This is a genomic window from Stenotrophomonas sp. 115C5 (assembly GCF_056861055.1).
The window spans coordinates 130,022-143,989 of sequence record NZ_JBSPUQ010000009.1 but is presented as its reverse complement, the minus strand read 5'-3'; the positions used below and the strand labels follow the sequence as shown (position 1 = coordinate 143,989).

The window sequence follows — 13,968 nt, the reverse complement described above, 5'->3', positions numbered from 1 at the left end:
ATGAACAATTTCAGCCACGTAGAGGCGGGGTGATGCCCGATCAAGTTCGCCACTGAACTGTGATAGCCGCCACGCAATTTCACCTATCGAAACCGTTCACCACACGGCAGACTGCCTGCGCAGTACCGCATATCCGCAGTTCCTGATCCCTTGTCCAGGAGTGCTGTATGTCCCGTGCCGTTCCGCGCGCTTTCCGTCCGCGCCGCCTCACCGTTTCCGTGCTGCAGGCCCTGGCTGTCCCGTCCGTCATGCTGCTGAGTGCCAGTGTCGCCTGGGCCGGCTGTAACAGCGCCGTCCCCATCGCCGGCCAGACGGTCACCTGCGATGCCAATGCGCCGAACCCGCAGACTGTTCCCATCACCGCCAATGGCGCGGCCGGCATCACCATCAATATCGCCAGCACGGCACAACTGCAGCAGAGCGGTGGCAGCAGCGCGATTTCGCTTGTTGGTGCCGGTGGGCACCTGTTGTCCAACCTGGGCACGATCAGTGCGGTGGGCGGAGTGGCGGTCCAGCTCGGTGGCGGCAGCCGTGTCGAAAATGCGGGCAGCATCAGCACCGGCAACAACACCGCCCTGCAGTTCGTCGGTGCGGGCGACAGCGCTCTGGTCAACCGCGGAACGATCAGTGGCCGCACGGGTGTGCAGTTCGGTGCGGGCAACGACCGTCTGGAGATGCAGGCAGGCAGCATCTCCGGTGGCGTCCAGCAGGGCGATGGCAATGATGTGCTGCTGCTGGGCGATGGCACGATCGACAGCGTCGACCAGGGCAGTGGCGATGACCAGATGACCGTCACCGGCGGCACCGTTACCGGCCTGGTAGCGCAGGGCAGTGGCCGCGATGATTTCGTCATGAGTGGCGGCACGATCGGCGCGCTGCAGCAGGGCGACAACATCGATAGCTTCCGCATGAGCGGTGGCCGCATCATCGGCGCGTTCGAGGATGGCGACCAGGCCTGGATGACCGGTGGCCGCATCGGCCGCGTCAACATGAAGCTGGACAAGAACCTGTGGGACCAGTCCGGCGGCACCGTGGATGGCAACGTGGTGACCGGCTTCGACACCGACACGATCATCATCTCGGGTACGGCCTACATCGGCGGCAACATCAGCGTCAGCGGTGGCAACGACAGCGTGACCATCACCGACGGCACCGTGCGTGGGCAGGTACTGCTCAGTACCGGCAATGACACCTTCAACTGGAAGGGTAGTGGCATCGTCTACGGCGCGATCGACATGGGCCCGGACAACGACGTGGCCAACCTCAGCAACCTCAACCAGGGCAACCTCGGTGCGGTGCCGCTGTTCGACGGTGGCGGTGGCATCGACCAGCTCAACCTGAGCAACGTCAAGACCACGGGCGTGGGCCGCTTCCAGAACTGGGAGGCGGTCAGCCTGGCCAACAGCACCGAGCTGAGCTTCGATGGTGATCTGGTGCTGGGCGACAACGGTAGCGGCACCGGCACGCTCACGGTGGATGACACCAGTACCGTCTACGCGGGCAGTGGGGGGCATGCCATCCGCCCATTCAACAGTGGTGCACTGGTGGAGATGGTCAATGCCGGGCGCATCGACCTGACCGGTACCGGCGCTGGCGACGTGTTCACCGTGCGTGGCAACTACCGCGGAGACGGTGGTGGCCTGTACCTGCGTACCGTGCTGGGCGCGGACAACTCCACCAGCGACCGTCTGGTGATCGACGGCGGTACTGCCACCGGGACCACCGGCATCGGCGTGCTCAATGCCGGCGGCAGCGGCGCTGCCACGCTGGCCGACGGCATCCTGGTGGTGCAGGCCTTGAATGGTGGCCGCACCGCGCCGGGCGCGTTCTCGCTGTTCGCACCGGTCGCGGCCGGTGCCTACGAGTATTTCCTGTTCAAGGGCGGTGTCAGTGCCGGTACCGGCGAGAACTGGTACCTGCGTTCGACGCTGGTGACCGGGCCGACGCCAGCACCCAACGGTGGCGGCAGCGTGACACCGCCACCGCTGACGCCTCCAGTGGCCCCACCGCCGCCGATCACCCCGGCACCGCCGCCGCCGCCCGAAGGCGCCAGCGATCCGGATCTGACCGCGGGCGAGACCGCGCCGCCACCACCGCCACCGGAACCCGCGCCGGTGGCGCCACCCAGCGATCCGGCCGTGCCGGACGTGCCAGTGGCCGGCGGTGCGCTGCCCGGAACCGGTGCGCCGCCGACGCCGGGTGCACGCCCCGCCGAGGGCGCAGTGGTGCCGCTGTACCGCGTGGAGGCTGCCACCTATGCCGTGGTGCCGCCGCTCCTACGCGAGACCTCGCTGGCCAGCCTCGGCACCTTCCACGAGCGGCAGGGCGAGCAGCGCCTGCTGTACAACCAGGGCGCATTCCGCACCGCCTGGGGCCGCTTGGTAGGTCAGAGCAGCGAGATCCATTGGAAGGGTGATGCGCAGCCGGGCTTCGATGGCGATGTGATGGGCCTGCAGGCCGGTCTCGACGTATGGGCCGCTGCCTCCGACAACCATCGCAACCAGATCGGTGTGTTCGTCGGCCGCACCCGCGCGCAGGGCAAGACCACCGGCCTGGCACTGGGCTGGGAGAACGTACAGGTGGGCCAGAACCGCCTGGACGACAAGCACGTGGGCCTGTACTGGACGCTCACCGACAGCAGTGGTGGCTATATCGACGCCGTAGCGATGCAGAGCCGCTACGACGGCCGCGTGCGTTCCTCGCGTGGGCTCGGCTTCGGAATCAGCGGCGATGGCACCAGCGTGTCGGTGGAGGCCGGCAAACCGCTGCTGCACTTCGGTCAGTCCGCATGGTGGCTGGAGCCGCAGGTGCAGGTGATCTGGCAACGCACGTCGCTGGACGACCGCCGCGATGAGGTATCGAGCGTGCGCTTCGACAACGACAACGCCTGGACCGGCCGCATCGGCCTGCGTCTGGCCGGCGACTACCAGCTGGCCGACAACGGCTGGCAGCCGTATTTCAAGCTCAATTACTGGCATGGCCGCTCCGGCGAGGACCGCATCCGCTTCGACGACGACACGATCATCAATTCGCAGCGCTCACGCGCGCTCGAAGCCGGTGTGGGTGTGGTCGGGCGCTTCAACCGCACCATCAGTGCGTACGCGGTGGCCGACTACACGCGCGAACTGGGCGGTGACCGCGACGAGAAGCGCCGCATCATCGAAGGCAACATCGGCCTGCGCGCGGACTGGTAGCGCCGGGCCATGCCCGGCGGCATGACCCGCTCTGGTGGCTGTCGACCTTGGCCGACACGAACCCTGCCGCCGTCATGACTCTGTAGAGCCGAGCCATGCTCGGCTGCTTCAGTCGTGTTCTTACAAAGCCGAGCATGGACTCGGCTCTACAACGGCTATCCGCGCAATGGCGGGCATGATTCGCCACGGTTATGCTGTGGACCTGACTCAACGACAAGGAAACGTCGCATGCAGGTGTGCAAGGGAGTGCGTGGGATTGGTGCACTGATGCTGACCCTTCTGGCAGCCAACGCAACGGCGGCCACTGCGTCCGCCACCGAAATACCTTCGCCGGAAGCGCAGGTACAGATCCTGGATCTGCTCGAGCATGAAGCCTTGTATCGCGACAAAGTGGACTGGCCTGTCGCTCGTAAGCGACTGGCGTCGTTGCAGGCGTACCCGGGTGCGTTGCATACCGCCCTGCGTGAGATCATCGTGGAGAGCACCGGGGGGCATGGTGTCTGGATGACGCTTGCACGCAAGCGTGAAGCCACGGAGCGCTCGAAGCAGGTCGGCGCTGAGGCCGTTGCCAAGGCGAAAGTGGCTGGTGCCGTCGATGCACGCATCGGCTGGGTGGTCATCGAAGGCTATGCCGCTACGCCGGGGGCTACGCGGCAGGACGAGTTCAATCAGGACATCCAGCGCGCGCTGCAATGGCAGGATGTCATCCGTGGCAAGGACAGCGGCGATCGCTGTGGCTGGATTGTCGATCTGCGCAGCAACAGTGGGGGCAACATGTGGCCGATGCTGCTGGGTGTTGCACCGTTGCTGCGCACGTCGTCGACAGGCGTGGAAGAGGTCGGGTCGATTGCTACTGCCCGCGGGCCGCAGCGCTGGAGTCTGACGCCGACCATGGTGCAGGTCGATGGTCGTCCCAGGCTGGGATTCGGTCGACCGGGGTATTCCCTCAAGCAGCCCGGCGCGCCCGTCGCCGTTCTGGTCGGGTCGAATACCGCCAGCTCTGGCGAAGCGACGATGCTGTCATTCAGGGGGCGCCTACAGACGCGGAGTTTCGGGCAGTCGACAGCGGGTTTCTCGACAAGCAACGATACGCGGACCTTGGTGGATGGCAGTGTGTTGGCGGTGACGACCGCGGTGATGAAAGACCGCACTGGCGCTGGCGCCGGTGCCAGGATTACTCCGGATGAATTGACGACAGGCGATGCGGCCACCCTTGCCGCCGCCCAAGCCTGGCTGCTGGCCCAGCCCGCCTGCCAGGGCAGCTGATCCATGATCCTGATCGGCCAACAGGAACGGGTGCTGATCGTCGGCCCGACCGAAGCCCATCACTGTCTGCGCTGCCAGACGGAAACCGAGTTCGCGCCCCAGCTGCGCTACAAGATGGCGCGCATCGACCTGCTGTTCGGGTTCACCTATCAGCGCCGTTATGAGCTGGCCTGCACCCGGTGCGGGCACGGCTGGGTGCTGGATACCGACACCGTGGACCAGCAGCTGGGTGGGGTGCCGATCCCGTGGCGGCACCGCTTCGGCCTACCACTGATGCTGGTGGTGGTGGCCGGTCTGGCGGCGTTGGGCTGGCTGTGGCGGCACGGATTCCTCGGTTGAGGACAGGGCCTGTTAAAGTCTGTCCTGCAATCACGTATCGGAACCGACCATGGACCACGACACCCCGTTCGAACCCCTCAACGACCTCGAGGAGCGCCTGCTGCAGGCCCAGGATGGCACGCTGACCGCAGCGCAGTTCCTCGATGGCCTGCTGACCTCGACGGCGTTCGTGCTGCTGGACAAGGCCATTGGCGAAGATGGCGCCTGGGACGAGAGCATCTCGCCGCTGGTGCTGACCAGCGAGAGCGGCGAGCCGATGTTCGCGGTGTTCACCGCGCCCGAGCGCGCCGGCCTGTGGCACGAGCAGCTGCCGCAGTTCGCCCACGCCATGCCGATCGCGGTGCACGCGCTGCTGGCCGGTATCGGCGACGGCGTCGGCCTGGTGCTGAACCCGGGCCTGGACGTGGGCATGGAGATGATTCCCGATGCCGTGGCCCAGCTGAAGCAGCGTGCGGCGGCGATTACCCGCGGCATGGCGCACTGAATCCAGGGATTTTCTGGTTGCCGGCCAGCGGCCGGCACTACCAGGTCTTCAGCGGGCGGCGGCGATGGCTTTCACCCGCGCCTTGGCCAGCGCTTCGCCGATGGCCGGCCCCTTCAGGTGTGTCGTATCCAGATCCCGTGCCTGCACAGACAGCGCCGCCTGGTGCAGGCGCTTGAGTGTTTCGCCCTGCGGGTAGTCGGCGTCCTCGAAGCCGAGCCGGCCGCGCTTGTCGGCCTCGCAGCACAGTGCGATACGCGCCACGCGCTCCGGCCGACGCAACGCATCACAGCGGCCCAGCAGTTCCAGCACGGTGGCATCGCGCAGGTCGTCGATGCGGTGCACGTTCAAGTGCTCGCGGCACACCGCTTCGGCCAGTTGCTGGTGTTCGGTGGGAATCTTCAACCGCGCACACAGTGCCTTCAACGGCTTGATGCCGCGCTGCTCGTGCATGATGTGGCGCGGCCATTCCTCCGGCGGGGTCAGGCCCTTGCCGAGGTCGTGGGTGAGGGCAGCGAAGCCGACCAGGTCATCGCCCGGCGCCAGCCTGGCAGCCATGTCGCTGACCATTTCCTGGTGGATGCCGGTGTCGACTTCCGGGTGGAATTCGGCACGCTGCGGTACGCCGTACAGCGCTTCCAGTTCGGGCAGGATCGGGCCCAGTGCCTGCGCATCGTGCAGCGTGCGCAGGAAGGCGGAGGGCCGTTCACTGACCAGCGCCTTGCGCAGTTCCTGCCAGACGCGTTCCGGCACCAGCGCGTCCAGTTCACCGCTGGCGGCGACCTCGCGCATCAGTGCCATGGTCTCTTCGGCGACGCTGAAGCCCAGCGGTGCAAAACGGGCCATGAAGCGCGCCGCGCGCAGCACGCGCAGCGGATCCTCGACGAAGGCCGGCCCGACATGGCGCAGCACGCGCTGTTCCAGGTCGCGGACACCGCCATAGGGATCGACCAGCGTGCCGGTGTCTTCGTCGCAGGCAATCGCATTGATGGTGAAGTCGCGGCGCTGCAGGTCTTCTTCCAGCGTCACCGCCGGATCGGCATCGACCACGAAGCCGCGATAGCCGCGGCCGGATTTGCGCTCGGTGCGCGCCAGCGCGTATTCCTCACCGGTCTTCGGATGCAGGAACACCGGGAAATCGCGGCCGACTGCGGTGTAGCCCTGCGCTTCCATCTGCGCAGGCGTGGCGCCGACCACCACCCAGTCGCGGTCGCCGGCAGGGCGCTGCAGCAGGCGGTCGCGTACGGCGCCGCCGACAAGATAGATCTTCATGGGGGGATGATCGCATGGCCGGCGCAGATGTTCCGGCACGACCGATGCAGAGGCCTCACGGCAGGCCGCGCCACTCCGGCACGAACAGGCCGGCCAGGAACCACAGGCCGTAGACGATCCACAGGCAGAGGACGTACAGCTTGATCTGCGCTTCGTCCCACAGGCTGCCCCAGCTGTCGACGAAGGCCAGCGACTTCCAGCCTTCCATCCAGGCCGCGCCACCCCAGCGCAGCACCCAGGTGGCGAACAGGCTCCAGGCGGCGAATGTCCCGATCCAGGCCAGCAGGCTCATTGCGTTCCCCTCCCCGGGGCGATCGTGTAGAGCCGAGCCCATGCTCGGCTCATCATGTGGCAACGCGACCGGAACGAACCGCAGCCGAGCATGGGCTCGGCTCTACAGATGCAGTGCGATCAATCGCCGCCCTGGTCGGCGTTGGCCGCGCAGCTGAAGCTCTTGCGCTTGTCCACCAGACGGCCCATCAGGCGGTCACTCAGCGGTAGCGCATCGCCATTGAGGCGCCAGTCGTAGATCACGCTGAAGGCCAGCACGCGGGCGACGTACTCGCGGGTTTCCTTGTAGCTGATGGTCTCGATCCACAGGTCCGGATCAAAGCCCGGGCGCTGGCCCTGCCAACGTGCGGTCGGGGTCGGGCCGGCGTTGTACGCGGCGATGGTCACGTACGGCAGGCCGTCGTACTTGTTCATCAGCTGGCGCAGGTAGGCGGTGCCGATGGCAATGTTGGTGTCCGGGTCGTACAGGCTGTCGGCGCCGCCGTAGCCGGTCAGGCCGATCGACTTGGCCACGCCGGCACCGGTGGCCGGCAGCACCTGCATCAGGCCCATGGCGTTGGCAGGCGAGCGCGCACGCGGGGTGAAGGTGCTCTCGGCGCGGATTTCCGCAGCCACCCAGGCCGGGTCGATGGCATTGCGTGCCGACTCGCGGCGGATGGTGGCGTCGTGGTGCAGCGGGAAGCGCAGGTCGTACAGGCGCTGCTCCTGCGGCTGCTTGCCGAGCGCGAACACCGCACGATCGAACCAGCCGTTGTCCTGCGCCACGCGTACCGCCAGGCGGCGCTGGGTGTCATCGAAGCGCGACAGCGCGCTGTTCCATTCGGCCACGGCCCAGCCGGCGCGGTCGATCTGGTACAGCGCCATCGCGCGCTGGATGGCCGGATCGCGCGCGACCACTGCCTGTGCCTGCGCGCTGTCATTCGGCTTCCACGGGCACAGCGTGTAGCCCTGCTGCAGCTTGTCGGCGGCCAGGAAACCGTGGAAGGTGGGGGCACGCGCCGCATCGCGGAACAACGGTTGCGCCTGCTGGGCCTGCCCGGTCTTCTCCAGCATGCGGCCTTCGAAGTAGCGCCAGCGCGGGTCACTGCGCTGCTTGCTGGCCATCTTGCGGATCGCGGTCAGCGCCGCCGGCCAGTCACCGCGCGACATCGCTTCGCGCACGCGCCATTCGTGCAGGCGTTCGTCATACGCCGATTCCGGCACCGCGTTGAGGCGGCGCGCCGAATCGGGCAGGTAGGAAGCCACCGTCCACAGTGCGATCTGGTACAGCACCTGGCCCTGCTGCTCGGCACTCAGGCCCAGCGCCTGGGCATACTGCGGCAGCTGCTGTTCGGTGGCGGCCGGGTCGGCCTTGGCCAGCTTGGCCAGGCCATCGGTGGCGATGCGCCGGCTGCGCTCGTTGCGCGGCCAGTTCAGGGCGCTGGCATTGGGCCTGTCGACAAAGGCGGCGTAGGTGTTCGCCAGCGCCAACTCGGTGGCAGGCAGGCCACGTGCAGCGCTGCGCATCACGGCCGGCTGCTGGGCGTCGGCGGCGGCATCGATGCGTTCCCAGCGCAGGGCGTCGCTCAGGCCACCTTGCGCCTGCAGCACGGCGAAGACGGCATCACAGCCGTCCGGCAGCGACTTGCCGTTCTTGCGCCACAGATCCTGCGCCTCGCTGATCCACTGCGGATCGACCTTGCCCGTCACCTGGCGCGCGGTCAGCTGCGCACAGCGCAGGCCGGCGTTGTCGGTGGGTACCCAGTTGGCGAGCAGGGTCGGCCAGTCCTGGCGGCGTGCGACCGAGGGCAGCCACACGCTGCGGAACGTGTTGGCCACGGCCTGGCCGTCATAGCGCTTGAGGAAGGCCTGTGCCTGCGCGGTATCGACGGTGTCGATGTTGCGGCGCAGGTTGGCGTACTCCAGCCATCCGTAAGCCGGATGGCGGCTGAGTGCAGCGGCCTGGCCGGGATCGAACTGGCCGCGTTCGGCGGCAGCGATCGCAGCCTTCAGCTGCGCGTTCTGGGCGTCGAGGGACTGGGCGTTGGCGCAGCCGATCAGCAGCGTGGTGGCCAAGGGCAGCAGGGACAGGGCAGTTGAAGTGCGTCGGGTCATGGCGACCAGCATAGCGGGCGATGGCTGAATTCAGTTTCGCATTGCGTGCACGCCGAGCGTCGGCAACGACAGCTGAATGACCCCGCGCAGGCCACTGCCGCAGCGGATGGGAGGCGTCGTAACGTCGGCCTTGGGCGAACGGCCCGGCTGCAGGGAGCGGCACATGGCGTTCAGTAGCGCAGGAAGAAGCGGCCCGCTGGCGGACATCAATGTCACGCCACTGGTGGATGTGATGCTGGTGCTGTTGATCATCTTCATCGTGACCGCGCCGATCGTGGCCCGGCCGATTGCCGTGCAATTGCCGCAGGCCACCGATCGGGTGGTCGACCGTCCCGAACCGCCACCGCCGATCGAGCTGCGCCTGGACGCTGCCAACCAGCTCAGCTGGAATGGCCAGCCGATGGCGATCGGCGAACTGCAGGCGCGCCTGCAGGCACAGGCGGGTGAACATGCCGGCAACCTGCCGGAGCTGCGCATCGCCACCGATCCGGCGGCCGAGTACGAAGGCATGGCGCGGATATTGGCTGCGGCCGAAGCCACTGGCATGGAGCGCATTGCTTTCGTGCGATAGCGTATCTAAACCGCCGCTCATGGGGAGATTGCGACATGAGCGGCGGATGAGGGTGTCAGTATTGCTGGCAGTAGACTGTGCGACCATCCCAGCTGCACGAGATGCGGCTGCTGCTTCCGCGCTGGACGGGGACTCCATACATCTGTGCGGATCTGACCCAGTTGTCCAGGTCGCCATGCTGGCCGAAATAGTATTGTCCGGCGTACGAAGGGGCGGAGATCGGGTCGGCGATGGATTCGTCAGGAACCTTGTTGCCTGTGCTGTCGCGACTTTCGCCCTTCTGATACTTCGCTTCGGCAACGTTGTCCGGTGTTACTCGATAAAGCGTCTTCGATCCGTCACGCCATGTGATCATTATTGTTATGGATCCGCCACCTTTGAGGCCTGCCCAGTTCAGGGCCGCTTGTTGAATCGAGAGCGCAATACTGTTCCAGGTTGGGCTTCCCGTATTGGCTCCTGCCAGTTCTGTGGCTAGATACTGGCCAAGTCGGGTTCGCAGTGTGGCTGAGGCGACGATGTCAAAGGTATTGGAGGACTTGTAAGACTCGGGGAACCTCACTCCATTGGAGTTTCCGGGGTTGTCTGGATGCAGCACGACCACTGATCCGCCTCCTGCCATCGCGTGGGCCCCTTCAGGTGGCCCTCGAAAGGCTGACGTCGAATCCAGAATCCGTAGGAAGGCCATTTGAATCTGTGCGGGAACCGGTGTCGAAAGTGCGCGCCACTTTCTGATCTCGCGATCATATTCAACTTCGAAGGCGCTCAGTCGGGCTTTTTCGAAGTCCATTACAACCGCCAACCCGGAGCCTGACATCAGGGCTGCATCTTTGGGAGAGGCACAGTTGTTGCATTCAATCAGGCCCCCCGCTCTCGATTCGCTTGTAGGGAACAGAAGCAATGCCGTGACAACCGCGACATGGATCATGACGGTGATTGTTTTCACAATTGAGCCTCATGAGAATGACTGGGGCTCTCAGTCTCACCTTGGTTGGCCCCGGAAATTCGTTTGACGGGCAGTTTTCAAACTATTCCTAAGCGTTGTCTGAATTTGCTTCGTAGATTCAAGCTGGTCGATGCATGTGGCTCTGTCATCGAGATGGCAGCAGCCAAAAGAGCAGCCATTGAGTGCCTCAGGTTCGCACGGTGATCCCGGCGATCTGCAGTCCGTCATTGCAAGGGCTCCTGCCTATGGATTACTCGCCATCTTGGTATGAGTTCCAGCTCAAATGCGATCTGTTCGACGCCGTCAACCGACGGCAACGGCGATGATCATGCTGCCGATGGCACCGGCGCATTGTCGTTGGACGGATCGGCAAGAGCACTTGCCCAATTGCGGGAAAGCCGGGAAGCCGCTGTCGCAGCCAGCATCAAGGCTGCCTGCGGTGAACAGTATCGTCCGGTCATAACCTGCAGCTATCTGACGCAATCGGCCTGCAATTACGTCAATTCCGCGTGAAAGAGTGTCGATCATCACGCCGCGATTTTTACCACTTGTTTACAAAGGGGACGGCGCCGCCATGCAGGGAGGGAGTGCGGCAGCCCATGTCCCGACATTCCTTTGGAGAGAGAGCGAATGAATCACCTGCACCACCGCCCTTTGGCGGTTGCCGTCGCGCTGTGCGTGATGACCCTGGCACCGTTGGGTGCCGCTGCACAATCCACCACCAACCTGGATGCGGTGGAAGTCACCGGTACCCGCATCAAGCGCGCTGAGGTGGAGGGCCAGGTGCCGATCCAGACGCTGACGCGCGGCGATATCGAACGCACCGGCCTGACCTCGATCGGCGAAGTGCTGCAGCAGCTCACCGGTTCCGGTTCGGCGCTCAACGCCAAGTTCAACTCGTCCGGCAACTTCGGCTTCCCGCCCGATGGCAGTGGTGTAGGTGCCGGTTCGGCGCAGGTGGACCTGCGCCACCTGGGCGCCAAGCGCGTGCTGGTGCTGGTCGACGGCATCCGCTGGGTCAATGAGTCATCCGCATCCGGCGTCGGCTCGGCCACCGATCTCAATACCATTCCGCTGGCCATCGTCGAGCGCATCGAAGTGCTGGAAGATGGCGCGTCGTCGCTGTACGGTTCCGACGCCATTGCCGGCGTGGTCAACATCATCACCCGCCGTGACTTCGATGGCGGCCAGGTGACCCTGAACTACGGCGAGTACAGCAAGGGCGATGGCACGCAGAAGGGCGTGGACCTGGCCTGGGGCAAGAGCGGCGACCGCTTCAGCCTGTTCCTGGGCGCCAGCTGGACCAAGCAGGATCCGGTGTTTGCCAAGGACCGCGAGCAGTCGCGCTTCCCGATTCCCGGCACCGGGCTGGCGTTCGGCAGCGGTGGCATTCCGCAGGGTCGTTTCATGTTCACCGACCCGAACACCGGCGCGGTGCAGAACATCGTGCCCAATACCGGCGTGAGCAACCCGCGCTACGACGGCAGCGCCGGCTGCGCGCGCACCGATGACTATCACTGCTTCACCAGCGCCGACCGGTTCAATTTCGCCGAGTACAACATGGTGCTGACGCCCTCGGAGCGTAAGGGCCTGTTCGGTCAGTTCCGCTTCGACATCACCGACAACGTGCAGTGGTACGTCAAGGCACTGGGCAACCGTCGTGAGTCGACCAACCAGGCCGGCCCGGAGCCGCTGTTCTTCGGCCCCGATGGTGCCACCGGCAATCCGCTGGCCGACAACATCACCGTGTCCGCGCGCAATCCGTACAACCCGTTCGGCTTCGACCTGGTCTCGGGTGACAACCTGAGCCTGATCGGCCGCCGCCCGGTGGAAGGCGGCGCGCGCGTGTTCAAGCAGGAAGTGGACACCACGTATTTCGCTACCGGTTTCGTCGGCAACTTCCAGGCGGCTGACCGCAGCTGGTACTGGGACGTCAACGGCATGTACAGCAAGAACAAGGCGGAACAGACCAACTACGGCAGCTACAACATCTACAACGTCAACATGGCGCTGGGCGATCCGTCGGTCTGTGCGGCGACGCCGGGCTGCGTGCCGCTGAACATCTTCGGCGGTGTCGGTTCGATCACCCCGGACATGCTGAAGTGGATCCAGCCGGTGGTGCGTGACCGCAGCCAGAACGAACTGAGCCTGTTCACCGCCAACCTGTCCAGCGACCTGTTCACGCTGCCGGCCGGCCCGGTGTCGTTCGCTACCGGCTTCGAGTATCGCAAGTACGAGGGTTCGTACCAGCCCGATCCGCTGACGGTGGCCGGCCACTACAACGGCGTGCCGTCGCAGCCGACCTCGGGCTCCTATGACGTCAACGAGGCGTATCTGGAGTTGAGCGTGCCGATCTTCGCCGATTCGACCTTCGGCAAGAAGCTGGACCTGAGCCTGGCCGGGCGCTACTCGGACTACTCCACCTTCGGTGGTGAATTCACGCCCAAGTACGGCCTGCGCTGGCAGGTGACCGATGACTTCGTGCTGCGCACGACCTATGCCGAAGGCTTCCGTGCACCATCGATCGGTGAGCTGTACGGCTCGGCCGCGCGTGCCGACCTGCAGCTGTTCGATCCGTGCTCGGTGGGCCTGGGCGGTACGCCGCCGCGTGGCAGCGCGGCCAACTGTGCTGCGCTGGGCGTACCGGCCGGGTTCCAGCAGGCCAACTCGCAGATCTCGGTGACCACTGGCGGCAACCGCGAGCTGGATCCGGAACGCTCGCGCAGCTTCAGCGCAGGCTTCGTGTGGAGCCCATGGTTTGGCAGCAACAGTTCGTGGTCGGAGCGCTTCGATGTGGAAGTGACCTTCTACCGCCATGCCATCGACGGCGCGATCCAGGCAATCAACGCGCAGACCCAGCTGGACCTGTGCGTGGACACGCTGGACCCGATCTACTGCAACGGCATCACCCGTGCCAGCACCGGCGCGGTCAGCAGCTTCAACAACCGCCTGACCAATCTGGGTTCGATCAAGACCGATGGCTGGGATGTGGATCTGTTCTGGACGTTGCCGCAGAGCTCGATCGGTCAGTTCAAGCTGGGCTGGAAGAACACCTTCGTGGGTCGCTACGAAGCCACCGGTGCGGCGGGCCAGAAGCAGCCGCAGAAGCCGGGCGTGGAAGTGGCCGACAGCTCGATTCCGGAATGGACCAGCAATGCCAGCATCGGCTGGACGCTGGATCGCTGGAGCGCCAACTGGACCGTGCGTCATATCTCCGAACTGACCGAAAACTGCGGTGACGCTTCCGTGTTTCCGGTCTGCAGCAACCAGGCTGCGGGCACCAATACGCTGTCGGCCACCACCTTCCATGACATGCAGGTGGGCTACAAGATCGACTGGATGAAGGGGCTGCAGCTGACGGCCGGCCTGAACAACGTGTTCGACAAGGATCCGCCGATCTGCCTGTCGTGCTCGTTGAACGGTTACGACGCTTCGACCTATGACATCCCGCGTGGCCGCTACTGGTACCTGCGCGCGGACCTGCGCTTCTGATGTAACGGTGGCAGTGCCGGTCAGT

General features: G+C 65.4%; 11 protein-coding genes. 7 read left to right on the top strand and 4 right to left on the bottom strand.

Going from position 1 to position 13,968, the window contains the following annotated elements:
• The first annotated feature begins 167 nt into the window (after nt 1–167).
• From AC13FN_RS12850 to AC13FN_RS12835, 4 genes are all read left to right on the top strand, one after another.
• Nucleotides 168–3,194, top strand: a complete 3,027-nt coding sequence (locus tag AC13FN_RS12850; RefSeq protein ID WP_482985278.1) for an autotransporter family protein — start codon at nt 168–170, stop codon at nt 3,192–3,194.
• A gap of 228 nt (nt 3,195–3,422) precedes the next feature.
• On the top strand, nt 3,423–4,460 hold the full coding sequence (locus tag AC13FN_RS12845) for a S41 family peptidase (protein WP_053443516.1): 1,038 nt from the start codon (nt 3,423–3,425) through the stop codon (nt 4,458–4,460).
• 3 nt (nt 4,461–4,463) lie between these two features.
• Complete coding sequence (locus AC13FN_RS12840) at nt 4,464–4,799, top strand: hypothetical protein (protein ID WP_053443515.1); 336 nt, start codon at nt 4,464–4,466, stop codon at nt 4,797–4,799.
• 49 nt (nt 4,800–4,848) lie between these two features.
• On the top strand, nt 4,849–5,283 hold the full coding sequence (locus AC13FN_RS12835) for an SseB family protein (RefSeq protein WP_049434238.1): 435 nt from the start codon (nt 4,849–4,851) through the stop codon (nt 5,281–5,283).
• 48 nt (nt 5,284–5,331) lie between these two features.
• On the opposite strand, the gene AC13FN_RS12830 is transcribed toward AC13FN_RS12835, so the two are convergent.
• The 3 genes from AC13FN_RS12830 to AC13FN_RS12820 form a co-directional block, all read right to left on the bottom strand.
• A complete protein-coding gene (locus AC13FN_RS12830; protein ID WP_482985277.1) occupies nt 5,332–6,552 on the bottom strand; it encodes a multifunctional CCA addition/repair protein in 1,221 nt (406 codons plus the stop codon).
• 55 nt (nt 6,553–6,607) lie between these two features.
• On the bottom strand, nt 6,608–6,844 hold the full coding sequence (locus tag AC13FN_RS12825; protein ID WP_482985276.1) for a hypothetical protein: 237 nt from the start codon (nt 6,842–6,844) through the stop codon (nt 6,608–6,610).
• Nucleotides 6,845–6,963: 119 nt separating this feature from the next.
• Nucleotides 6,964–8,949: a transglycosylase SLT domain-containing protein gene (locus AC13FN_RS12820; protein ID WP_482985275.1), complete on the bottom strand. Its 1,986-nt coding sequence runs from the start codon at nt 8,947–8,949 to the stop codon at nt 6,964–6,966.
• A 151-nt stretch (nt 8,950–9,100) separates the two neighbouring features.
• On the opposite strand from AC13FN_RS12820, the gene AC13FN_RS12815 reads away from it, so the two are divergent.
• Nucleotides 9,101–9,508: an ExbD/TolR family protein gene (locus AC13FN_RS12815; protein ID WP_019338425.1), complete on the top strand. Its 408-nt coding sequence runs from the start codon at nt 9,101–9,103 to the stop codon at nt 9,506–9,508.
• Nucleotides 9,509–9,563: 55 nt separating this feature from the next.
• On the opposite strand, the gene AC13FN_RS12810 is transcribed toward AC13FN_RS12815, so the two are convergent.
• Nucleotides 9,564–10,451: a hypothetical protein gene (locus AC13FN_RS12810; protein WP_152906195.1), complete on the bottom strand. Its 888-nt coding sequence runs from the start codon at nt 10,449–10,451 to the stop codon at nt 9,564–9,566.
• 267 nt (nt 10,452–10,718) lie between these two features.
• Between AC13FN_RS12810 and AC13FN_RS12805 the strand changes: the two genes are divergently transcribed.
• Nucleotides 10,719–10,964 carry a hypothetical protein gene (locus AC13FN_RS12805; RefSeq protein WP_139042394.1) on the top strand — a complete coding sequence of 82 codons (246 nt, stop codon included), beginning with the start codon at nt 10,719–10,721 and terminating at the stop codon, nt 10,962–10,964.
• A gap of 117 nt (nt 10,965–11,081) precedes the next feature.
• Nucleotides 11,082–13,943, top strand: a complete 2,862-nt coding sequence (locus tag AC13FN_RS12800; protein ID WP_049434229.1) for a TonB-dependent receptor — start codon at nt 11,082–11,084, stop codon at nt 13,941–13,943.
• Nucleotides 13,944–13,968 lie beyond the last annotated feature (25 nt).